This is a genomic window from Variovorax sp. OV700 (genome assembly GCF_900099805.1).
In the GTDB taxonomy this organism is placed as follows: domain Bacteria; phylum Pseudomonadota; class Gammaproteobacteria; order Burkholderiales; family Burkholderiaceae_C; genus Variovorax.
Map to the genome: position 1 here is coordinate 248,177 of NZ_FNDR01000005.1, position 22,918 is coordinate 271,094.

Sequence of the window (22,918 nt, forward strand, 5' to 3'; positions counted from 1 at the left end):
TGCCTAGACTCGAAACTTGAACTGTTTGTTCGCTATGGTGAACAATGCATCTATGGATTTGCAAAAAGCAGAGTCTCTCTGGGCGCACCTGCACTGGCTGATCGTGCTCGGCCAGCAGGGCAGCTACACCGCCGCCGCGGCGCGCCTGGGCGTGAGCAAGGCCGCCATGAGCCAGCGCATTGCCGAGCTCGAACGGGCGGTGGGTGTCACTCTCGTGCGCCGCACCACCCGCAGCATGCGGCTGACCGAGGCCGGGCAGCAACTGGTCGACCAGACCCGCGAACCCTTCGAGCAGATCGCCCACAGTTTCCTGCAGGCGCAGGACCATGCGGGCGAACCGCGCGGCCTGGTCCGGGTCACTGCGCCGGTGGCGCTGGGGCGGCAGCAGTTGCTGCCAAGGCTGGCGGACTTTCTGCTGGCGCATCCGTCGATCCGCGTCGAGATGGAGCTCTCCGACCGGCTGAGTTCGCTCGCGACGGAGGGCTTCGACCTGGCGGTGCGGCACGCGGCTTCACCGCCCGACACGCACGTGGCTTGGCGGCTGTGCGACACCCGATCGGTGCTGGTGGCCAGCCGTGCTTACCTGCGCCGCAAGGGCACGCCGCTGGCTCCGCCCATGCTGGCCGACCACGACTGCCTGCACTATCCGCGCGGGCAGGAAACCAACGTCTGGTCGTTCGAGCATCGCACGGGCCGCACGCGCCTTGGGGAGCGGGTCACCGTGCCCATTGCCGGCCCGCTGGCGGCCAACAACAGCGAAGCATTGCGCGATGCGGCCCAGGCCGGGCTGGGCATTGCGCTGCTGCCCGATTTCAGCGCCCAGTCGGCGCTGCAGGCGGGCAAGCTGGTCGAGGTGCTGCCCGACTGGCAGCCGACGGGCGCGTTCGCGGACCAGATCTACGCCATACGCCCATACTCGCTGCACATACCGCGCGCGGTGAATCTGTTCGTAAGCCACCTGAGGGAAACTCTCAAGGCCGGATTCCAGCTGCCCTGACGCCACGCGCCCCCGGCCCTCTTCTTCACGTTCAAATGATCCAGTAAAAGGAAAGCAATGAGCACACTCGACATCGTCGGCCTCTGTGGCAGCCTTCGCAGCGGTTCCATCAACCGCGCGGCACTGAACCTCGCCGGTTCGCTGATGCCTGATTCCGTGCGCATGGAGGTCGTCGAATGGCGCGAGGTGCCGCCGTTCGACGCCGACCTTCTGGCCCACGGACTTCCCGCGCCCGTGCAGGCATTGCGCGATCGGATCCGCCGCGCCGATGCGCTGCTGATTGCCACGCCCGAATACAACTTCTCGATTCCGGGCGTGTTCAAGAACGTGATCGACTGGGTCAGCCGCGGCGAAGACCAGCCCTTCGCGAACAAGCCCGTGGCCATTCTTTCGGCCACGCCGGGCCCGCTGGGCGGCGCACGCGTTCAGTACGATTTGCGCCGCGTGATGCTGTTCGTGAATGCGATGGTGCTGGTCAAGCCCGAGATCTTCATCGGCGGCGCGGGCGGCAAGTTCGATGCGGAAGGCAACTGCACCGATGAGACCACCCGCAAGTTCGTCGGCGACCAGATGAAGTCGTTCGAGAAGTGGATCGGCTCGGTGAAGCGGATGGCCTGACCCGGCTTCGCTTCAGGTTGACGATGCGAGCAGCTGCGCCACCAGCAGCTGCGCCGCAGGCGACAAGGTCTCGCCGGTCTTGGTGGCCATGAGCAGGCGGCGAACGGCCCAGGCGTCCTTGAGTCGCACCACTTTCAGATCCAGCGCGCTCACCTGCGCCTTGCAGGCCGCGAGCGGCACCACGCCAATGCCGAGGTTGGCCGCGATCATGTGGCACATTGCATCGAAGCTGCGCACCTGCACGCGCAGGCGCATCGGAATGCCCGCCTGCTCGGCCGCGCGCGAGGTGAGTTCGAGCAGCGAGCTGCTGCGGTTCAGGCCCACGAACTCGTGCGCGAGGCAGGTCTTGAAATCCGTCCGGCGTGTGCGCGCAAGCGGGTGCTGCCTGGCGCACAGCACCACCAGCTCGTCGGTCTGGAACTGCGCGACATCGAGCCCGTAGGCCGGCGTGTTCTCGGCGAACACGCCGACGTCGGCCAGTCCGTCGACCAGGGCGCGCACGATGTCCCCGCTCAGTTGCTCCTCGACCTCGACGCGGATGTCCGGGTGCTGGCCCAGAAAGGCGGCCAGCGTGGCCGGCAGGAACTCGGTGAGCGCCGACATGTTGGCCCACAGCCGCACATGGCCGCGCACGCCACTCGAGTAGTCGCCGAGCTCGTTGCTGAACTGCTCGAAGCCCTGGAAGAGCCGCATCGCATGCTGCATCGCCACGTGGCCGGCGGGCGTGAGAGCAATGCCTTGCGAGCTGCGTTCGAGCAGTTTCGATCCGGTTGCCGCCTCGAAGTCCGACAGTCGCCGGCTGGCCGCCGAGAGGGCCAGGTGGCACGCCTCCGCGCCCTTGGTGATGCTGCCCGACTGGGCCACGGCGCAGAAGAGGCGCAGCGTGACGAAATCGACACGTGCGGGGTTGATAAGGCTGGCCATCGCCGGATTCTAGAGATCGCGCGAGCGCCGAAAGCCATGGGGATAGGCCAAAAGATTTTTGACATGTTATGTCGGTAGGCCTATAGTGAGCTCATCGAAGCATCGTTCGCTTCCGTCGGTATCAACTCCAAGGAGAGGTATGCAATCACTGCTCGATCAACTGAAGGGACTGGACGTCCTGGCCGGCGCCGCGATGGGCGGGCTGGCCGTGCAGTTGCAGCCGATTCCGGGCCAGACGCCCGTGATCCAGGTGAGCATCGAAGGCCGTGACGAGCTGCCCATCTTCATCACCAGTTCGGACATGCAGGTCATCTGCATCTGCTATCTCTGGACGGAGGAAGAAGTGAAGGCCGAGCGCCGCACCGAACTGCTCGAATCGCTGCTCGACCTGAACCCTTCGGTGCCGCTATCGTCCTTCGGCCGGGTTGATGGCCGCTACGTTCTCACCGGCGCGCTCGGGCGCAATGCAGGCGTGGAAGACGTCGCACGCGAAGTGGCGGTACTCAGCGACAACGCGCTCGATGCGCTGGACGCCCTGTCGGAATTCCTGAACTAAGAAGCGGAGATCATCATGACGGTCATCAAGAAGCTGGTCACCTTGCTGCGCGGCAGTGCCCGCGAAATCGGCGAGAGCGTGGTCGACAGCAATGCCACGCGCATCTACGAGCAGGAAATCATCGATGCCAAGCACAGCATCGAAAAGGCCAAGGGCGATCTCACTGGCGTCATGGCCAAGGAGATGCAATCGGCCCGCGAAATCGAACGCCTCAAGAACGAAGTCACGCGTTACGAAGGCCTGGCACTCGAGGCGCTCAACAAAACGCAGGAAGGCCTGGCGCTCGACGTCGCGGCCAAGGTCGGCACAGTCGAAAAAGAACTTGAGGAGCAGGCCAAGGCGCATGCCTCCTACGCGCTGCAGGTGTCCAAGCTCAAGGACCTCATCAAGACGGCCGAAGCGCGCATTCGCGAGCATGAACGCGAGATCGGCATCGCCAAGACGACCGAGAGCGTCTACCGCGCCACGCAGTCGATCTCCGAGAACATCGGCGCGGGCGGGTCGCGCCTGTCCAATGCGCGTGAATCGCTCGAGCGCATCCGCAAGCGGCACGAAGACCTGGCCGACCGGATGGCCGCGGGCCAGGCGCTCGAAAACGAACTCGGCCACAGCGCGCTCGAGAAGAAGCTGGCGGCGGCGGGCATCGGCAGCGATGTCGACCGTACCGGCAAGGTGATGGAACGCATCCGCGCCCGCCAGGCCAAGCCGACGGAGCCCCGCGCCCAATGACCGTGCGGGTCAAGCCGGTTCGCTGGCAAGGCTCGGACGAGGCGATACGCGCTGTTCAGGTGGCGTTCGACGTGGAAGAGGCCGTGCTGGAGGCGGTGCGCACGGCGGCCTTCGAGCAGCACGTGTCCACCTCCGACCAGATCCGGCAGGTGCTGGGGCTCGCGACAACGGCCAAACCCAAGCGGCCGCGGCTGACGGTGTCGTTGAATGCGGCAGACTACGAGTTTCTTGCGGCGAGATATGGGCTCGCCCCGGACGACCGCCTGGCCATCAAGGAGAGGGCCACGCGCGATCTGATTGCTTTTGCAAGTGGTGGAAAGAAAAAGGGCACTGGCGCAGCGAAGCCGGGCCGAAGATAAAAACACAACCCGCACGCGGGAGGGTCAATGGGAAATTTCATGGATGCGGTGACGGGGTACCCCACCGCGATCTACACGGTGCTGCTGGGCGTCGTGGTGATCTACTGGGTGCTTGCCGTGGCCGGCATGGTCGACATCGAGCACAGCGGCATCGATGTCGATGTGCAGACCCATGCCGATGGCGACACCAGCGACGTGGGGCAGCTCGCGAGCTATGTCGTTGCGTTCGGCCTCAATGGCGTGCCGTTCTCGGTGGCGGTGAGCTTGCTGGTGCTGGTGTCGTGGACGCTGTCCTGCCTTGGCGGAGAGTGGCTGCTGCCGCTGGTGCCCACGCTGCCGCTCAAGCTCTTGGCCGGCACGGTGCTGCTGGTCGCGAGCGCCGCCATCGCCATACCCGTGACGGCCGTGGCCATCCGCCCCCTGCGCGGCTTGTTCGTGAGTCACACAGCCGTGAGCAATGCGGCACTGGTCGGGCAGGCCTGCCGCGTCGTCACCGGCGTGGTGAACGAGAAAGACGGTCGTGCCGAAGTGGCCCGCCGCGGTGCCAGCCTGAACATCCGCGTCTGGGCGCCGACGCCCAACAGCCTGACGCGCGGATCGCACGCGCTGATTCTCGAATACGACGAGGTGGCCGGCCGCTACCTCATCGCGGCGCACGACGACGCCGTCTGAGCGCGGCCTACCCGATCAACTGTTTCGCTCTCAAAGCATCTCTGGAGAAAAAATGGAGCCCATCCTCTTTGCCGTGGCCATCCTGGCCGTCGTCATCCTCGGCCTGTTCGCGATGTTCGCAAAGTTCTATCGAAAGATCGAACAGGGCCACGCGCTCATCGTGAACACGCTGCGCGCCGAGCCCGACGTCACCTTCACGGGGCGGATGGTCTACCCGATCATCCACAAGGCCGAACTGATGGACATCTCGGTCAAGACCATCGAGATCGACCGCTCCGGCAACGAGGGCCTCATCTGCCGCGACAACATCCGCGCGGACATCAAGGTGAAGTTCTTCGTGCGCGTCAACAAGACTGCGGACGACGTGCTCAAGGTGGCGCAAGGCATCGGCTGCGCGCGGGCGTCGAACCATGAAACGCTCGAGGAGCTGTTCTCGGCCAAGTTCTCCGAAGCGCTCAAGACCGTCGGCAAGTCGATGGATTTTGTCGACCTGTACCAGGCGCGCGACGGCTTTCGCGACCAGATCATCAGCCAGATCGGCAACGACCTCTCGGGCTACGTGCTCGAAGACGCGGCCATCGACTACCTCGAGCAAACGCCGCTGTCGGAGCTCGACACCAACAACATCCTCGATGCGCAGGGCATCAAGAAGATCACCGAGTTGACGGCGGTCGAGCATGTGCGCACCAACGAGCTGCGCCGCAACGAGGAAATGCAGATCAAGAAGAAGAACGTCGAAACGCAGGAAGCGTTGCTCGAGCTCGAGCGCCAGCAGGCCGATGCCACCGCGCGCCAGCAGCGCGAAATTGCCAGCGTGCGCGCCCGCGAAGAGGCCGAAACCGCCAAGATCCAGGCTGAAGAGCGCACCAAGTCGGAAACTGCACGCCTCGTCTCCGAGCAATCCATCTCGGTGCAGCAGGAGAACGTGCAGCGTGAGAAGGAAGTGGCCGAGAACAACCGCAAGCGCGCGGTGGCCATCGAGGAAGAAAAAGTCACGCGCGCCCGCGATCTCGAAATTGTCGACCGCGAGAAGGAAGTGACGCTGCAGCGCATCGAGAAGGACAAGGCCGTCGAAGTGCAGAAAAAGGCCATTGCCGACGTGATCCGGGAGCGCATCGTGGTCGAGCGCACCGTCGCCGAGCAGGAAGAAGCCATCAAGGAACTGCGCGTGGTGGCCGAGGCGGAGCGCACCAAGAAGTCGGTCGTGATCATGGCCGAGGGCCAGGCCGACGAGAAGATGGTGATCGACGTGAAAGCGGCCGAAACGCAGGAAAAGCGCGCGCGCCACAAGGCGGCAGAAGAACTCACGCTGGCCGATGCCAAGCTGAAGGTGGCCGAGCGCGATGCCGAGTCGAAGAAGCGCGAAGCCGAAGGCATGGAGGCCCTCTCCGCCGCACCGGGCCTGGCCGCCGCCAAGGTCGAGATCGCCACCGCGCAAGCCCGGCTCGCCACCTTCGAGGCCGAAGCCTCGGGCAAGGAAAAGCTGGGTCTTGCGGATGTGCACGTTCGTCAGGCCGATGCGGACGCCATCCTCAAGGCTGGGCAGGCCGATGCACAAGTGATCGAAGCGCGGTCGCAGGCCGAAGCCGCCGGCATGCGCGCCAAGTTCGACGCCGAGGCCTCGGGCAAGGAAAAGCTCGGCTTGGCCGAAGTGAACGTGCGCACAGCCGATGCCGAAGCCACCCTGAAGGCGGGCCAGGCCGATGCGCAGGTGATCGAAGCCCGCTTCAGCGCCGAGGCAAAGGGGCTGCATGAAAAGTTCGAAGCCATGAAGGCGATGAGCCCGGACACGCGGGACCACGAGGAGTTCCGCATGCGCCTCGAAAAGTCGCACGCCGAAACCATGAAGGGCATCGACGCGCAGACCTCCATCGCGAAGGAGCAGGCCGAGGTGCTGGGCACCGCGCTGGCCAATGCCAAGATCGACATCGTGGGCGGGCAGGGCGATTACTTCGACAGCTTCGTGCGCTCGCTTTCCGTGGGCAAGGGCATCGATGGCGTCATCTCCAAGAGCAACACGCTGAAGGTCGCCTTCAAGGACCAGCTGTCTGGTGACCGCGACGTGGTGAAAGACCTGCGCGAGCTTGTCGGCGCACTTGGCACCTCGTCTGGCGAGATGCAAAACCTCAGCGTTGCCGCGCTGATGAGCCGCATCAGCAGCGACGGAAGCGAAAGCCAGAAGACCGCGCTCCACAACCTGATCTCCACCTTCCGCAACTGAGTGGGCGCGCGATGAATCCGAACCTGAAATGCGGTTGCTCCGCACACGCCCCCATGCAAGCCGTGGCATTGGCCGAAGCGCTGCTGGCGGTGCACTGCACCGACTGCGGCGGCATGGTCATGGACATGGACGACTGGCGCGCCTGGAAGGCGGCCGATCTCGCGCGAAATCCCCATCCGGTCGACGATGAGGTCATCGAGGTGTTCGACGCCGCAGCCGTGCGGCCCTGCCCGGAATGCGACCGGCTCATGCAGCGCCTGCGCGTGAGTGCCGGACCCGACTTTCGCATCGACCGCTGCATCGCATGCCAGAACCTCTGGTTCGACCAGGGCGAATGGCGTGCCCTGGTGAGCCGCGGATTGGCTGGCCGGCTGGACGAATTGCTGTCCGACGGCTGGCAGCGACGCCTCCAGACCGAAGAAGTGCGCGAGGTGCGGCTTGCCGCACTGCGCCGCCGCTACGGCAATGACTGCATCGACGAGCTGGACCGCATCCGCGCCTGGCTCGACACCCAGCCCCACCGCGACGAATTGCTCGCATTGCTGCGCGCGGACTGACCGCGCCGATCTATGCAACTCACGGATGAATCGGGAGCGCCGGCCGGCGCCCAGGCCCAGACCGACCCGACCGAGGCCCTGGTGTCCGGCAGCGGCAGCTATGACCTGCTGAAGAAGCGGCTTGAAACCCAGGGCGAGGGCTTGCTGAAGAAGACGCAGGCTCTCAACGAGCGGCGCCTCACCGAGTTCGGCCGCTCCGAGCAGACCCTGGTGCTGCGTACCCGCGCGCGCACCGAGAACAATGCCGTGGCGCGCGACATCGTGCGCATCGGCGATTTGCTGCTGTTCGGCTACAACGTCTTCATCGGCCTGCGCAAGGAGACGGCGGTGGGCGACGTGTTCGGCCTGTACCGGCTGGCGGTGCCGGGGGAGGCCGCCACCGAGAACGACGAGCTGCAGGCGGTGCCCCTGGCCGGCACCTTTCTCGAGGACACGCGCTTCGCCTCCGACTTTCGCGAGCTGTACGCCTACTACAAGCAGGCCACGCTGCTGCAGCTGCGTGTCACGCAAGACAAGCTGCTGGCATCCTTCCAGATTGGCCAGCAGTTGCACGACGTGCGCGTGTTCCGCTGGGCCATCGAGCGCAATGGCGGCATCCATTACATCGACAACCGCGGAGAGCGCGACATCGCGCTGCCCGCGAGCCACGACTTCGAATGGACCGTCGCCACGCGCGAAGACCATGTGGGAGGCAAGCATCCTCATGTGAACGTGCTCGACACGGTGTTCGTCGAAACGCTGGGCGGCGACCTGACCGTCAAGATCGAGAACAACACGGAAACCGGGCTCGGCATCTACAGCGAGCCGGTGGAGGAAAAGAACCAGTCGCTTGCCGACGCCGAAGTCGCCTGGGCCAAGCTCGGCATGCTGATCCTGCTGCGCGTGAAGCCCTACCGCGAGCAGGTCACGCGCTACCTGGTGTTCAACATCCGTACGCAGCAGGTCGAGCGCATCGACGCCATCGGCGGCTCGTGCGTGCAGCTGCCGGAAGACCACGGCATCATCTTTCCGGGCGGCTACTACCTGCAGTCGGGCGAATACAAGCGCTTCGACCTGCCGGGCGAGGTGGTGGAAAGCCTGCGCTTCAAGCGCATGCTGCGCTCGCCCAACGGCGAAGACGTGGCCTACGTCTTCTACGACCCGAAGCCAGGACGCTATGCCTTCTTCAACTACAACCTGATCGACAAGAAGCTCGCGACGCCGATCATCGCCAACGGGTATGCGCGCTTTGCCGACGGCCGCATGCTGGTGTTTCACGGAGACCAGGGCGAGCCTGCGCGCGTTCACCAGATGCAGCTCTGGCAGACGCCGTTTGCCAGCGAAGAGCATGTGAGCGCGCAGCCGCCGGCGACCGGCTTCTTCGGCAAGATCGGCAACGCCGAGCTGGTGCGCGGCGTGTCCGACCTGATGGGCATTGCCCGCGCGGTGCGCGAACAGGCGCCCACGCGCGCCGCCTACGACGACCTGATTCGCCAATGCTCCCGCGTGAGCGACGCCTACTTCTGGCTCGACGCGCCCGACGCCGCCGGGCTCATGGCCGAGCTGCGCAGCATTGCCGACGTGGCACGCAGCACGCTGGCGGAGTTCGAGAAGGTCGACACCATCCGCCGCGAAACCGCCCGCGCGCTGGCCCGGGCCGAGGACGAGCAGCACGCGCTGCTGGTCGACATTGCCAGCACCCTCTGGCGCGCACCCGACGATTTCGTGAAGGCACTGGGCCGGCTGCGCGAACGGCGCGGCGCGCTGCAGATGCTCAAGGAGCTGCGCTACGCCGACCTGCCGCGTATCGCCGCCATGGACGCGGCGCTGGAGACCGAGCAGCAGCGCATCGGCGAGCGCGCGATGCAGTTCCTGGCGGCCGACACGGCCTTCAACGGCCAACGCCAGGCGCTCGACAAGCTGGCGCTCGACCTGCCCAATCTTTCCACCTCGCCCGCCCTCGGCCAGATGCTGGCGACGCTCGACGAGCAGGCCGCCGGCCTCGACCTGCTGACCGAGCAGCTCGGCAGCCTGCCGGGCGGCGATGCGGTGATCCGAACCTCGATTCTCGACCGCATCTCGCTGATCTACGCCGACATCAACCGCATGCGCGCCGATGCGCGCGCGCGGCGCAAGTCGTTGGGCGCGACCGAGGCGCGCGCCGAGTTCGGAGCCCAGTTCAAGCTCTTCAGCCAAGCGGTGGAAAACGCGCTGGAGTTCGCGGACACGCCCGAGAAATGCGACGATGCACTTACGCGCCTGCTCGCCCAGCTCGAAGAAGTCGAAGGCCGATTCGCCGAGCAGGAAGATTTCCTGGCCGACATCGCCGAAAAACGCGAGACCGTCTACGAGGCGCTGTCTGCCCGCCGCCAGAGCCTGGTGGAAGCCCGCCAGCGCCGCGCGCAGGGGTTGATCGATGCGGCGGGCCGCATCCTGGACGGCATCCCGCGCCGCATTGCGCAGTTCGGCGACCTCACGCAAGTCCACAGCTACTTCGCCGCCGATCCGATGATCGGCAAGCTGCACGCGCTGATAGCGGATTTGCGCACGCTGGGCGCGGCGGTGCCTGCCGACGAACTCGACACGCGCCTGAAGACCGCACGCGACCAGGCCCTGCGTTCGATTCGTGACAAGCGGGAGCTCGTGAGCGAAGGCGGGGACACGCTTCGCCTGGGCCGCCATGCCTTCACGGTGCATCGCCAACCGATCGACCTGACGCTGGTCGCCCGCAACGAAGGCATGGCCTACCAGGTAACGGGCACCGACTACCAGAGCCCTGTCGACGAGCCCCGGCTGCTGCCGCTGCAGCGCTACTGGAACCAGTCACTGGTGTCGGAAACTTCCGAACTGTCGCGCGCCGAATACCTTGCAGGCCGCTTGCTGGAGGCATTGCTCGACGGCAAGTCCGAGCGCAGCTGGGTCGACGTGCTCACGCTGCTGGCTGAGGACCCGCTGCATCCGCAGCTGCTCGACATGGTTCGCCGCTTTGCAGCCGCGCGCTACCAGGAGGGCTACCAGAAGGGCATTCACGACGACGATGCGCTGCGCCTGTTGGGTGCGCTCGTCGCCATGCAGGACCAGGCAGGGCTGCTCGCCTGGGGTCCGACCGAACGCGCGCTGGCCTTGCTCTACTGGCAGCACGGCCACCTGATTGCGCACCGCGAATCGCTGCTGCGGCGCGCACGGGCCGCGCTGCAGATGCAGGTCCTATTTGGCCGGCGCGATGCGCTGGAGCAGCTCGAAGCCGATACGTCGCGAGCGCTGAAGCACTTCGCGCGCGACGTCGTGCCCGACCTGCTGCCGCTCGCGGAGAGTGCGAGCGAGGAAGAGCGTGACGCTCATGAGGGCCGCGTGGCCACGCTGTGCGACCAAGCCGCCGCATACCTCGTGCGCGAACTGGCCGGCGACCACGGCGGGGAAACCTGGGTCGTTTCGGGTGCGGGCGAAGACCTTGCGGCCGCATTGCTGCGCGAGCTCGAGCGCGGCGGCCGGCGCGACGCCTGGCAGCACGACCTCGACGCCGCGCCGCCCGCGGAGCGATGGCGCCTGGCGCGCGACTGGGTGCGCGCCTACGCCATCCACCAGGCACCGCAATCGATCGACTGGGTGGACGACGCGGCCAGCGTGCTGGCCATGCCGTTGCAGCGCACCCGCGTCAATGCGGCGCTCGACCGCACGGTGGAGGGCCTTCGCGGCGAGCATCCGCGCGTGGCCGAGGGCCGCGTGACGCTGAACCTTAACGACTTCTGGCGCCGCTTCCTGTTTCATGCCGCGCACGCCGTGCCGGGCTACGAGGCGCTGCACAGCCTGCGCCACGAACTGCTCGAACGGGAGCGGGCTCGCCTCAAGCTCAGCCAGTTCCAGGCCAAGCCGCTCTCGACCTTCGTGCGCAACCAGCTGATCGACGAGCTCTACCTGCCCATCATTGGCGACAACCTTGCCAAGCAGATCGGCTCGGCGGGCGAGGGCAGTCGCACCGACCGCATGGGTTTGCTGCTGCTGATCTCGCCGCCCGGCTACGGCAAGACCACGCTGATGGAATATGTGGCAGACCGGCTCGGCCTGATCTTCGTGCGCATCAACTGTCCGGCGCTGGGCCATGGCGTGACCGCCATCGACCCCGCCAACGCGCCCAACAGCGCGGCGCGGCAAGAGCTGGAGAAGCTCAACCTCGGTCTCGCGATGGGCAGCAACGTGATGCTGTACCTGGACGACATCCAGCACACCAGCCCCGAGTTCCTGCAGAAGTTCATTGCGCTGGCGGACGGCACGCGGCGCATCGAAGGCGTGTGGAACGGCGAGCCGCGCAGCTACGACATGCGCGGCAAGCGCTTCGCGATCGTGATGGCGGGCAACCCGTATACCGAGTCGGGCGACGTGTTCAAGATTCCGGACATGCTGGCCAACCGGGCGGACATCTACAACCTCGGCGACGTGCTGTCGGGCCGCGAGGCGGCGTTTGCGCTCTCCTACATCGAGAACAGCCTGACCTCCAATCCCACGCTGATGCCGCTGGCCTCGCGTGATCCCAAGGACGTGCAGCTGCTGGTCAAGATGGCGCAGGGACACGAGGTGCCGAGCAGCGCGCTCTCGCACGCCTACAGCGCGGTCGAGCTGGAGGAAATCAAAGCGCTGTTGCACCGGCTCTTCCGTGCGCGCGACCTGCTGCTCAAGGTCAACCTCGCATACATCGAGTCGGCCGCGCAGCAGGAGGCCTACCGCACCGCGCCGCCGTTCAAGTTGCAGGGCAGCTACCGCAACATGACCAAGCTTGCGGGCAAGATCACCGCGCTGATGCGCGACGACGAGCTCGATGCTTTGCTGCGCGACCACTACCGCGGCGAGGCGCAAACCCTGACCACCGGCGCGGAAGAAAACCTCTTGCGGCTCGCACGGCTGCTGGGCAGCCCGACGCCCGAGGAAAGCGCGCGCTGGACGTCCATCTGCGAAGAGTTCGTGCGAAAGAAAAAGCTCGGCGGCGACGACGTCGACGGCAGTCAGCGAATCGCCAGCAGCATGCTCGACGTGGCGCGCGCAGTCGATGCGCTCAAGCCCAAGCCCGAGCTGCCCGCCGAAGGGCCGAACGAAGGCCAGCGGCTGGCCGATGCCATGCTGCAGATAGCCGTGACCTACCGCGAACTGATCCTGCCGCTGGTGACCGCCACCGAACGCCGGCTCGAACTCGACCGTTCAATACGGCAGGACATGGAGCGCCTGGCCGCCGAGGTGCAGGCGACCCGCGCGGCGCCCAGGCGCACGCCCAAACCCGAGCAGGACCACTGAGACATGCAGGCATCTTCATCTTCCGTTCTCGAGCCGCAGGCGGCGCTGCCCGAGCTGCTCGCCCAGCTCGATGCCACCATGGCCGATGCGCGCCTCAGCGACGACGAGCGCCGCGTGCTGGTCCATACCCTGCGCGAAGCCTCGCCGCCCGAGGACGGGTTGCGCCAATTGCGCAACCGTGCGTTCGACCTGGTGCGATCGCGCACCACCGACCCCGAGCAGCTGGCCCTGCTCAAATGGCTCGAAGGCGTGGTCCGCGCGATCGACACCGGCCGTTCGCCCGATTCCGTCGCAGTGCGTTCGCAGGCCTTCTTCAGCCCGGGAACGGGCTGCCTGCAGGCGATCAACCAGCAGCTGAAGGCCGCGAAGCGGTCGGTCGACCTGTGTGTCTTCACGCTGTCGGACGACCGCATCACCGCCGAGGTGCTGGCCGCATACCGGCGCGGGGTGGCGGTGCGCTTCATTACCGACAACGACAAGGAATTCGACCGGGGCAGCGACGTGGGCCAGCTGCGCGCGGCCGGCATCCCGGTCGCGGTGGACCGCACCGAAGCCCACATGCATCACAAGTTCGCGATCTTCGACGGCGCGAGGCTGCTCAACGGCAGCTACAACTGGACCCGCAGCGCCTGCGACTTCAACGAGGAAAACCTGGTGCTGAGCAATGACCCTTCGCTCGTTCGCCGCTTTGCGGACGAGTTCGACACCTTGTGGAAAGAACTGCAGGCCGCCTGATGCCAAGAAGAATCGACTACGACTGGGAGCTGCCGACTGAAATACAGCAGCGGCTGGGAGGCGCGAGCTACGGTGCGCAGCGCATCATTCACGAGCAGGGCCATCTGATGGTGATCCTGCATGAGCCGCCCGCCGGCCCCGGTTCGGAGCGCAAGCCCGCGGTGTTCCTGCGCAAGCCGGACGGCGCATGGTTCCACAAGGGCAACAACCCCGGCGAGCGGGCGTTCGCCAAGCTGCTCGAAAGCTATCGCGCGGCGCTCGGCACCTTCGAGGCCAGGCACGCGGCTGCTGAAACTTCCGAGGATCTGTTCCAGGTTCTCGGTCCGCTCATTCCGCTGACCCGCGCCGCCATGAACATGCAGGCCGCGTTGCAGGCGGCGCGCGATGCCGCCAAGGAAGACCTCATGCTGATCGACCTGCGCGATCTGGCGGTAGAGATCACGCGCGGCCTGGAGTTGCTGCTGGCCGACACCCGCATGTCGCTCGACTACCGGCTCGCGCACGCAGCCGAGGCGCAGGCACGCTCGACCCGCGAAGTCAGCCGCGCGCAGCACAAGCTCAACACCATTGCCGCGCTGACCTTTCCGCTCATGGCCGTCGGCGCCGCATTCGGCATGAACCTGCACAGCGGCATGGAGAACATGCCAGTCTGGATGTACTGGGCCATCTTCGCGGGCGGTCTCTTCCTTGGTGTCTTGCTGCGCGGCTGGGTCAAGGCGCCGGAGGCGCCGCCGCTGCCTGCCGCCAAGTCCGCAGCGGCAAAAAGAAAGTAAGCTCTCGGCCTTCGCGTTTTGCGAAGGCCTGCTGCCGTCAGAGCAATTCCGGCGAACGCGATCTGTTCTTAGAGTTGGGGCATTCCCACAGGAGACAGACGCAGATGAACGCACTCGAAGGCCTCAAGGTGTTGGAGCTCGGCCAGCTCATTGCCGGACCGTTCGCCGGCAAGACGCTGGCGGAGTTCGGCGCCGACGTGATCAAGGTCGAACCCGCGGGCGTCGGCGATCCGCTGCGCAAGTGGCGGCTGCTGCGCGAAGGCACTTCGGTGTGGTGGGAGGTGCAGTCGCGCAACAAGCGCTCGGTGTGCCTGGACCTGCGCAACACCGAAGGGCAAGAGGCGGTGCGCGCGCTTGCGCTCGAGGCCGACGTGCTGATCGAGAACTTCAAGCCCGGCACGCTCGAAGGCTGGGGCCTGGGCTGGGAACAGCTGCATGCGCTCAACCCCCGGCTAATCATGCTGCGCATCTCGGGCTACGGCCAGACCGGCCCCTACCGCGACAAGCCGGGCTTCGGCGTGCTCGGCGAATCGATGGGCGGGCTGCGCTACCTGAGCGGCGAGCCGGGCCGGGTGCCGGTGCGCGTGGGCGTTTCGCTCGGCGACACGCTGGCCGCGCTGCATGGCGTGATTGGCGTGCTCACGGCATTGCACCATCGCACGGCGCATGGCGGGCAAGGGCAGTTCATCGACGTGGCGCTCTACGAGTCGGTCTTCAACGTGATGGAAAGCCTGCTGCCCGAGTACGACGCCTTCGGTGCGGTGCGGGAGCGGGCGGGCAGCGCGCTGCCGGGTATCGCACCCACCAATGCCTACAAGTGCAGCGACGGCCACTACGTGCTGGTGGCGGGCAACGGCGACAGTATCTTCCGCCGGTTGATGCGGGCCATCGGCCGCACAGACCTGGAGAACGATCCGCAGCTCGTGCACAACGATGGCCGGGTGCGGCGGGTTGAAGAGATCGACGCCGCCATCGAAGCCTGGACGCTGCAGCGCAGCCGCGACGACGTGCTGGCGGTGCTCGATGCGGCCGGCGTGCCGGTGGGGCGCATCTACTCGGTGGCCGACATCGCCGCCGATCCGCAATACCTGGCGCGGCAGATGATCGTGGAGACGAGCACCGCCGATGGAGAAATGCTCAAGGTGCCGGGCGTCGTGCCCAAGCTCAGCGCCACGCCGGGGCGCATCGCGCATCCCGCACCGCGGCTCGGCGAACACACGGGCGACCTGCAGGGCGCGGGCTGGCCATTGCGCCGCGCCCAAGAAAGCGAGGCCGTATGAAGGAAGGCAAGGGCAAGCGGCTCTTCATCAACGAAGTGGCCACGCGCGACGGCTTCCAGATGGAAAGCCGCTTCATTCCGACCGACGACAAGATCGCGCTTGTCGACCGTTTGAGCATGCTGGGCTACGCGAAGATCGAGGTGACCTCGTTCACTTCGGCCAAGGCGATACCGGCGTTGCGCGACGGCGAAGAGGTGATGCAGCGCATCGCGCGCCGCCCCGGCGTGGTCTATACCGCGCTGGTGCCGAACCTGCGCGGAGCCGAGCGTGCGCTGGAGAGTCGCATCGGCGAATTCAACATCGTCATGTCCGTGAGCGAAACCCACAACCTCAGCAACCTGCGCATGACGCGCGAGCAGTCGTTTGCGCAGCTGGCCGAGGTTATCGCTTTGGCAAGGCAGGCCGGCGTGCCCGTGAACGTCTCGCTCTCATGCGTGTTCGGCTGTCCCATGGAAGGCGAAGTGCCGCTGGCCACCGTGCTGGAATGGATCGACCGCTTCGCGGCGCTGCAGGTGCAGGGCATCACGCTGTGCGACACCACGGGCATGGCCTTTCCCACGCAGGTGCAGGCCCTGTGCGAGGCGGTGATGGCAAGGCACCCCGGCCTGCAATGGACGGCGCACTTTCACAACACGCGCGGCATGGGGCAAGCGAACACGGTGGCCGCGGTCGAGGCGGGCATCGAGCGGCTCGACATGTCGCTGGGCGGTATCGGCGGCTGCCCGTACGCGCCCGGCGCTACCGGCAATGTGGCCACCGAGGACGTGGTGCACATGCTGCAATGCATGGGCTACGACACCGGCATGGATCTCGAAGGCCTGATCGGCGCCGCGTCGGAGCTCGAGGCCCTGGTGCAGCACGACTTGCCGAGCCAGGTCGCCCGCGCCGGGCATCGGCTCACGCGGCATGCGCCGCCGGCGGATTTCAACGACATCGCGGCGCGTGCGCATGCGCGCCGCGGCAAGGAGCTGCACCCATGATCGACCATCTGGATCACCTGGTGCTGACCACTACCGACGAAGAGGCTTGCACCCGCTTCTATGTCGATGTGATGGGCATGGCGCTGGAGACTTTCGGCGCCAGTCGCAAGGCCTTCCGCTTCGGCAACCAGAAGATCAACCTGCACGTGAAGGGCCACGAGTTCGAGCCCAAGGCGCAGCTGCCGACGCCGGGCTCGCTGGACCTGTGCTTCATTGCGAGCGTGCCGCTCGAGGACGTGATCGCGCGGCTGAAGGACAAGGGCGTGCCGATCCTCGAAGGCCCGGTGATGCGAACCGGCGCCACCTCGCGCATCCGCTCGGTCTACGTGCGCGACCCCGACCTGAATCTCATCGAGATATCCGAGCTGGTGCCCTGACAGGCCGGCCGGGAAGACAAGCTGCAAAAACATCGGAGACAAAACCATGAAACCCACTCATCGCATTCTGGCCACCGCAAGCCTTGGCCTCGCACTTGCCGCTTCGGCGGCTTCGACGGCCTCCGCGGCCGGCGCCGACACATGGCCCGCCAAGCCGATCACCTTCATCGTGCCCACTGCACCCGCGGGGTCCACCGACATCATTGCGCGCATGGTGGCCGACCCGCTGCAGCGCGCCTTGGGCCAGCCCATCGTGGTCGACAACAAACCTGGCGCCAGCGGCAACATCGGCACCGAGGCCGTGGCGCGCGCGGCGCCCGATGGCTACACGCTGCTGATGCAATATTCGGGCTACCACGTCGGCAACCCCGCGCTCTTTCCGCAGATCAAGTGGAACCCGACCAAGGACTTCGTGCCCGTTGCACTGGTGATGCGCGCACCGCACGTCGTCGCAGTGAGCGGCAAGCTGCCGGTCAACTCGATGAAGGAGCTGATCGAATACGGCAAGAAGAAAAAGGAGGGCGGCCTTTTCTACGCTTCTTCGGGCAACGGCTCCATCCAGCACATCGCGGGCGAGCTGCTGTCGCGGCAGGCAAAGCAGCTGATGACGCACGTGCCCTACAAGGGCTCCGGACCGGCCATCAACGACCTGATCGCGGGCAATGTCGACATGTTCATCACCACGCCGCCCTCGGTCATCGGCCACTTCGCGGGCGGGCGCATCAAGCCGCTGGCCTACACCGGCAGCAAGCGCCATCCGTCCATGCCCGACGTGCCGACCTCGGCCGAGGCCGGGCTGCCGGGCTACGAGGTCGAATCGTGGTTCGCGGTGTTCGCACCGGCCAAGACGCCGCCGGACGTCGTCGCCAAGCTCAGCGCAGAGATCAAGAAGATCGTCGAGAGCGAGTCGTTCCGCAAGAAGGTGGACGAGCAGGGCGCCTTCGCCACCTACATGGACCCAGCGGCATTGGGCAAGTTCGTCGACCAGGAATTGGCGGCCTGGGCGAAGGTGATCAAGGCGGCGGACATCAAGCCAGACTGAGCGACTTCTTTGGCGGCGGACGGGCGATCAGCCCGCGATCAGCTTCTGCACCAGCTCCGCCGTGGTCCCCGCCGCGTACTTGCGCATCAGCCGCGCCCGGTGCAGCTCGACAGTGCGGTGGCTGATGCCCAGCGCCTTGCCGATCTCCTTGGACGTGAGCCCGCGCATCACCTGCGCCGCCACCTCGCGCTCGCGCGGCGTGAGCTCGGCCTTGACCGCGCGGCGCGATCCCAGGTCTTCGAAGGTCCAGATGCCGGCCTCGTGCGGCGCGGCCCGGTTCATGGCGTGGCCGGTGACGTGGCACCAGAAGGTTTCGCCGGCAATGGCACCGTGCAGGCCGCCCAGGCGCTTCATCATGCGGTTGTCGGCATAGCGGCCGCTGGCGTTGAGAAAGGGCTCCATGCGCTTGCCGATACGCTCGAACTCGGCCACGCTCGGGTAGAGAATGCTGAACGAATGCCCGACCAATGCAGAGGGCGTTGCACCAAAAATCTCGCACACCCGCTCGTTGCAGGCCACGATGGTGCGGTTGCGCGAAACCACCATGCCCACGGGGGCATGCTCGAAGGCCAGGCGGTAATCGATCTCCTGCATCGGGGGTCACCATTACGAAATACTACGTATACGACTACGTAGTATCGTTCAAGGCTGTTTCGCAACGCTTTCGCCAACTCTCCACCATCCATCAAGGAGCCCGAGTGAACAAGATTTATCCCTCCGCAGACGCGGCACTCAAGGGGGTCGTGGCCGACGGGCAGACGCTCGCGGTCGGCGGCTTCGGCCTGTGCGGCATTCCCGAGGCGCTGATCGATGCGCTCAAGGACACCGGCGTGCAGAACCTCACCGTCATCTCGAACAACGCGGGCGTCGACGGCTTCGGCCTCGGCAAGCTGCTCGAGACGCGGCAGATCAAGAAGATGATCGCGTCGTACGTGGGCGAGAACAAGGAGTTCGAGCGCCAGTACCTCGCGGGCGAGCTCGCGCTGGAGTTCACGCCCCAGGGCACGCTGGCGGAAAAGCTGCGCGCGGGCGGCGCGGGCATTCCGGCCTTCTTCACCAAGACCGGTGTCGGCACGCAAGTGGCCGAGGGCAAAGAGCTGCGCGAGTTCGACGGCGAAACCTACGTGATGGAACGCTCGCTGGTACCCGATGTGGCGCTGGTCAAGGCCGACGTGGCCGACAAGTCGGGCAACCTGCGCTTCCGTCTGACGGCGCGCAACTTCAACCCCGCTGCTGCCATGGCCGGCAAGATCTGCATCGTCGAAGTCGAGAAGATCGTCGAAGTGGGCGAGCTGGCCCCTGACGACATTCACCTGCCGGGCATCTACGTGCACCGCATCGTGCTCAATGCCAAGCCCGAGAAGCGCATCGAAAAGCGCACCGTGAGCGCGGCCGCGCCCACCGACGCAGCGGCCGCCAAGGTCGAAGCGCAGGCCGCCATTGCGCAGGCCGCCGCCGGCAGCGAAGTGCCCGTCCCCGTCAAGAACAACAAAGGAGCCTGAGATGCCCTGGACCCAAGACCAAATGGCCGCGCGCGCGGCGCAAGAGCTCGAAGACGGCTTCTACGTGAACCTGGGCATCGGCATTCCCACGCTCGTGGCCAACTTTGTCGGCGACAAGGAAGTGTGGCTGCAGAGCGAGAACGGCATGCTGGGCATCGGCCCGTTCCCGACCGAGGACCAGGTCGACGCCGACCTGATCAACGCCGGCAAGCAGACCGTCACCACGCTGCCGGGCTCGGCCATCTTCGGCAGCCACGACAGCTTCGCGATGATCCGCGGCGGCAAGATCAACCTCTCGATCCTCGGCGCGATGCAGGTCAGCCTGAAGGGCGACCTCGCCAACTGGATGATCCCCGGCAAGATGGTGAAGGGCATGGGCGGCGCCATGGACCTCGTGGCCGGCGTGAAGCGCGTCATCGTGCTGATGGAGCACGTCGCGAAAAAGAAGGACGGCACCGAGGACCTCAAGATCCTCGAGAAGTGCACGCTGCCGCTGACGGGCGTGGGCGTGGTCGACCGCATCATCACCGACCTGGCCGTGATGGATGTTGTGCCTGAAGGCCTCAAGGTGGTCGAGCTTGCACCGGGCGTGAGCTTCGATACGCTACAAGCCAAGACCGGCGCCAAGCTGATCCCATAGGCCGCGGGTGCGCATTTGCCGGCAAAGAGCAGGGCTGCAACGCGCGGCCCTGCTTTTTTTTATGGAGCGGCCTTCGACGAAGGTTTGGTGGAGCGTGCGGCCCTGGCCGGTGCGCCGTTGCTGTTGTTGTCCATGCCCTGCGGCAGCAGCAGCACCTCGCGCTGCGCCTCGGCCGTCTCGCGCAGGAAGCTCCACACGGCCTGCATGCGCACCAGGTGCTTGGTCTCTACCGGCATTGACATCCAGAACGTGCGCGTGAAATTCGCCTGGCCCTCCAGCACCGGGCGCAAGGTCGGGTCCCGCTCAGCGACGAAGGCCGGAAGCACCGCGATGCCCGCGCCTGCCGCCACCGCCTGGTGCTGCGCGAGCACGCTGGTGCTGCGCAGCGCAAAGGCGTCGGGCCGGTGCAGCTCGTCGAGGTACTGCAGTTCCTTGCTGAAGAGCAGGTCGTCCACGTAGCTGATGAAGGTGTGGCCGCGCAAGTCTTCGCGCGTCTTGATGGGCTTGTGGGCGGCGAGGTACTGCTTGGCGGCGTAGAGCCGCAGCGTGTAGTCGGTGAGCTTGGTCACGACCACGGCGCCGCGCGCCGGCCGCTCCAGCGAGATCACGATGTCGGCCTCGCGGCGCGACAGATGCACCAGCCGCGGCATCGCCAGCAGGTCGATGGTGAGCTTGGGGTGCTGCTGCGCAAACCGTGCGAGCTGCGGCGCCAGCACCACGGTGCCGAAGCCTTCGGTCGCTCCGATGCGGATCAGCCCCGACAGGCCCTCCTGCGAGGCCGGCGCGGTGCTTTCCACCGCCCGGAACGCGCTCTCCATGGCCTCGACCTGCGGCTGCAGCTTGCGGCCCGCTTCGGTGAGCCGATGGCCGCCCGCCTCGCGCGAGAAAAGCGGCGCGCCCACTTCCTTTTCGAGTGCCTGGATGCGCCGCGCCACCGTGGTGTGGTCCACCTCCAGCCGGCGCGCCGCGCTCATCAGCGTGCCCGAGCGGGCCAGTTCCAGAAAGTAGCGAAGGTTGTCCCAGTCCATGTGCTTGCGTCTCGTGGCGCTGACTCTGCATTTTTGCAAAGCGATAGCGCATATTTGTCTATTGTCATGGCAAATCTGCAAAGCTAGGATGCGGCTTGAACCTGCCAGCCAGGCCCGTATTCACAGGAGACAAAACCCCATGGACGCCACCACCGCCCCCAAGACCCAGGTCGCCACCGTCAAGCTGTTGATCGGCGGCAAGTTCGTCGAATCGAAGACCACCGAATGGCGCGACATCGTCAACCCGGCCACGCAGGAAGTGCTGGCCCGCGTGCCCTTTGCCACGCAGGCCGAACTCGACGCCGCCGTGGCTTCCGCCAAGGACGCCTTCAAGACCTGGCGCAAGACACCGATCGGCGCGCGCGCCCGCATCTTCCTCAAGTACCAGCAGCTCATCCGCGAGAACATGTCCGAGCTGGCCGCCATCCTCACGGCCGAGCAGGGCAAGACGCTGCCTGACGCAGAGGGTGATGTGTTCCGCGGCCTCGAAGTGGTCGAGCACGCATCGAACATCGGCAACCTGCAATTGGGCGAGCTGGCCAACAACGTGGCCAACGGGGTCGACACCTACACGCTGCTGCAGCCGCTGGGCGTGTGCGCCGGCATCACGCCGTTCAACTTCCCGGCCATGATCCCGCTGTGGATGTTCCCGATGGCCATCGTCACCGGCAACACCTTCGTGCTGAAGCCTTCGGAGCAAGACCCGATGGTGACCATGCGCCTTGCCGAGCTGGCGCTCGAAGCCGGCATTCCGCCCGGCGTGCTGAACGTGGTGCATGGCGGCGAGGCCGTGGTCAACGGCATCTGCGACCACAAGGACATCAAGGCCATCAGCTTCGTCGGCTCGACCAAGGTCGGCACGCACGTCTACAACCGCGCCACGCTGGCCGGCAAGCGCGTGCAATGCATGATGGGCGCGAAGAACCACGCCATCGTGATGCCTGACGCCAACAAGGAGCAGACGCTCAACGCGCTGGCGGGCGCGAGCTTCGGAGCGGCAGGCCAGCGCTGCATGGCAGTCTCGGTGGCGGTGCTGGTGGGCGAGGCGCGCAACTGGGTGCCCGAGCTCATCGAAAAAGCCAAGACGCTGAAGATCGGCGCCGGCACCGAGAAAGGTGTGGACGTGGGCCCGCTGGTTTCGTGCGCTGCTTTTGAGCGCGTCAACGGCCTCATCGAACGCGGCGTGGCCGATGGCGCCAAGCTGGAGCTTGATGGCCGCAAGCCCACCGTGCCCGGCTACGAGAAGGGCAACTTCGTGGGCCCGACGATCTTCTCGGGCGTGAAGCCCGGCATGACGATCTATGACCAGGAAGTGTTCGGGCCCGTGCTCTGCGTGGCCGACGCCGAGAACATCGACGAGGCGATCGAGCTGATCAACAGCAACCCGAACGGCAACGGCACGGCGATCTTCACGCAGTCGGGTGCCGCGGCACGCCGCTTCCAGGAAGACATCGACGTCGGCCAGGTCGGCATCAACGTGCCGATTCCGGTGCCGGTTCCGATGTTCTCGTTCACCGGTTCGCGTGCTTCCAAGCTGGGCGACCTGGGCCCCTACGGCAAGCAGGTCATCATGTTCTACACGCAGACCAAGACCGTGACGGCACGCTGGTTCGACGACAGCACCGTCTCGCACGGTGTGAATACCACCATCAGCCTCAAGTAAGAA

At 66.0% G+C, this 22,918-nt stretch carries 21 protein-coding genes; 18 read left to right on the plus strand and 3 right to left on the minus strand.

All coding sequences use genetic code 11. The annotated features are described in order from the left end of the window. The first annotated feature begins 52 nt into the window (after positions 1-52). A complete protein-coding gene (locus BLR24_RS13985) occupies positions 53-997 on the plus strand; it encodes a LysR family transcriptional regulator (protein WP_093017775.1) in 945 nt (314 codons plus the stop codon). A 57-nt stretch (positions 998-1,054) separates the two neighbouring features. Further along, positions 1,055-1,615 carry an NADPH-dependent FMN reductase gene (locus tag BLR24_RS13990; RefSeq protein WP_093017777.1) on the plus strand — a complete coding sequence of 187 codons (561 nt, stop codon included), beginning with the start codon at positions 1,055-1,057 and terminating at the stop codon, positions 1,613-1,615. A gap of 12 nt (positions 1,616-1,627) precedes the next feature. Here the strand turns inward: BLR24_RS13990 and BLR24_RS13995 are convergent, their stop codons facing one another. Then, positions 1,628-2,539, minus strand: coding sequence for a LysR family transcriptional regulator (locus BLR24_RS13995; protein WP_093017779.1), 912 nt, complete (start codon positions 2,537-2,539; stop codon positions 1,628-1,630). A 139-nt stretch (positions 2,540-2,678) separates the two neighbouring features. Here BLR24_RS13995 and BLR24_RS14000 point away from each other — a divergent pair, with 139 nt between their 5' ends. The 13 genes from BLR24_RS14000 (at position 2,679) to BLR24_RS14060 (ending at position 18,082) form a co-directional block, all read left to right on the plus strand. Further along, complete coding sequence (locus tag BLR24_RS14000) at positions 2,679-3,095, plus strand: YjfI family protein (protein WP_093017781.1); 417 nt, start codon at positions 2,679-2,681, stop codon at positions 3,093-3,095. Between the two features lie 15 nt (positions 3,096-3,110). Further along, on the plus strand, positions 3,111-3,824 hold the full coding sequence (locus tag BLR24_RS14005) for a PspA/IM30 family protein (protein WP_093017783.1): 714 nt from the start codon (positions 3,111-3,113) through the stop codon (positions 3,822-3,824). Continuing rightward, positions 3,821-4,183 (plus strand): hypothetical protein, encoded by a 363-nt coding sequence (locus tag BLR24_RS14010; protein WP_093017785.1) that lies wholly within the window; start codon positions 3,821-3,823, stop codon positions 4,181-4,183. Before BLR24_RS14005 ends, BLR24_RS14010 begins: the two co-directional genes overlap by 4 nt. Positions 4,184-4,210: 27 nt before the next feature. After that, the gene (locus tag BLR24_RS14015) at positions 4,211-4,855 is read left to right on the plus strand and encodes an OB-fold-containig protein (RefSeq protein WP_093017787.1); all 645 of its coding nucleotides are present in this window, start codon (positions 4,211-4,213) and stop codon (positions 4,853-4,855) included. A 52-nt stretch (positions 4,856-4,907) separates the two neighbouring features. Next, on the plus strand, positions 4,908-7,076 hold the full coding sequence (locus tag BLR24_RS14020; RefSeq protein ID WP_093017789.1) for a hypothetical protein: 2,169 nt from the start codon (positions 4,908-4,910) through the stop codon (positions 7,074-7,076). Positions 7,077-7,129: 53 nt separating this feature from the next. Continuing rightward, entirely contained in the window at positions 7,130-7,633 is a 504-nt protein-coding gene (locus BLR24_RS14025; protein ID WP_254787288.1) for a TFIIB-type zinc ribbon-containing protein, read from the plus strand. A 12-nt stretch (positions 7,634-7,645) separates the two neighbouring features. Then, on the plus strand, positions 7,646-12,895 hold the full coding sequence (locus BLR24_RS14030) for a DNA repair ATPase (RefSeq protein WP_093017793.1): 5,250 nt from the start codon (positions 7,646-7,648) through the stop codon (positions 12,893-12,895). A 3-nt stretch (positions 12,896-12,898) separates the two neighbouring features. After that, the gene (locus tag BLR24_RS14035) at positions 12,899-13,630 is read left to right on the plus strand and encodes a phospholipase D-like domain-containing protein (protein WP_093017795.1); all 732 of its coding nucleotides are present in this window, start codon (positions 12,899-12,901) and stop codon (positions 13,628-13,630) included. Beyond that, the gene (locus BLR24_RS14040; RefSeq protein WP_093017797.1) at positions 13,630-14,403 is read left to right on the plus strand and encodes a hypothetical protein; all 774 of its coding nucleotides are present in this window, start codon (positions 13,630-13,632) and stop codon (positions 14,401-14,403) included. The genes BLR24_RS14035 and BLR24_RS14040 overlap by 1 nt, the downstream gene beginning before the upstream one ends. Positions 14,404-14,507: 104 nt before the next feature. Next, the gene (locus BLR24_RS14045; RefSeq protein WP_093017799.1) at positions 14,508-15,683 is read left to right on the plus strand and encodes a CaiB/BaiF CoA transferase family protein; all 1,176 of its coding nucleotides are present in this window, start codon (positions 14,508-14,510) and stop codon (positions 15,681-15,683) included. Further along, the gene (locus tag BLR24_RS14050; protein ID WP_093017801.1) at positions 15,680-16,663 is read left to right on the plus strand and encodes a hydroxymethylglutaryl-CoA lyase; all 984 of its coding nucleotides are present in this window, start codon (positions 15,680-15,682) and stop codon (positions 16,661-16,663) included. Before BLR24_RS14045 ends, BLR24_RS14050 begins: the two co-directional genes overlap by 4 nt. Then, a complete protein-coding gene (locus tag BLR24_RS14055; RefSeq protein ID WP_093017803.1) occupies positions 16,660-17,040 on the plus strand; it encodes a VOC family protein in 381 nt (126 codons plus the stop codon). The genes BLR24_RS14050 and BLR24_RS14055 overlap by 4 nt, the downstream gene beginning before the upstream one ends. 46 nt (positions 17,041-17,086) lie before the next feature. Then, positions 17,087-18,082: a Bug family tripartite tricarboxylate transporter substrate binding protein gene (locus BLR24_RS14060; protein ID WP_093017805.1), complete on the plus strand. Its 996-nt coding sequence runs from the start codon at positions 17,087-17,089 to the stop codon at positions 18,080-18,082. A 27-nt stretch (positions 18,083-18,109) separates the two neighbouring features. Here the strand turns inward: BLR24_RS14060 and BLR24_RS14065 are convergent, their stop codons facing one another. Continuing rightward, positions 18,110-18,676, minus strand: a complete 567-nt coding sequence (locus BLR24_RS14065) for a LuxR C-terminal-related transcriptional regulator (RefSeq protein ID WP_093017807.1) — start codon at positions 18,674-18,676, stop codon at positions 18,110-18,112. Positions 18,677-18,780: 104 nt separating this feature from the next. On the opposite strand from BLR24_RS14065, the gene BLR24_RS14070 reads away from it, so the two are divergent. Together BLR24_RS14070 and BLR24_RS14075 are read left to right on the plus strand one after the other, a co-directional pair. Next, entirely contained in the window at positions 18,781-19,584 is an 804-nt protein-coding gene (locus tag BLR24_RS14070) for a CoA transferase subunit A (RefSeq protein WP_093017809.1), read from the plus strand. 1 nt (position 19,585) lies between these two features. Next, positions 19,586-20,224 carry a 3-oxoacid CoA-transferase subunit B gene (locus tag BLR24_RS14075; RefSeq protein WP_093017811.1) on the plus strand — a complete coding sequence of 213 codons (639 nt, stop codon included), beginning with the start codon at positions 19,586-19,588 and terminating at the stop codon, positions 20,222-20,224. Between the two features lie 59 nt (positions 20,225-20,283). Here BLR24_RS14075 and BLR24_RS14080 read toward each other — a convergent pair whose 3' ends face one another. Then, positions 20,284-21,252: a LysR family transcriptional regulator gene (locus BLR24_RS14080; RefSeq protein ID WP_093017813.1), complete on the minus strand. Its 969-nt coding sequence runs from the start codon at positions 21,250-21,252 to the stop codon at positions 20,284-20,286. A gap of 139 nt (positions 21,253-21,391) precedes the next feature. On the opposite strand from BLR24_RS14080, the gene BLR24_RS14085 reads away from it, so the two are divergent. Then, positions 21,392-22,915: a CoA-acylating methylmalonate-semialdehyde dehydrogenase gene (locus BLR24_RS14085; protein ID WP_093017815.1), complete on the plus strand. Its 1,524-nt coding sequence runs from the start codon at positions 21,392-21,394 to the stop codon at positions 22,913-22,915. Positions 22,916-22,918: the final 3 nt, after the last annotated feature.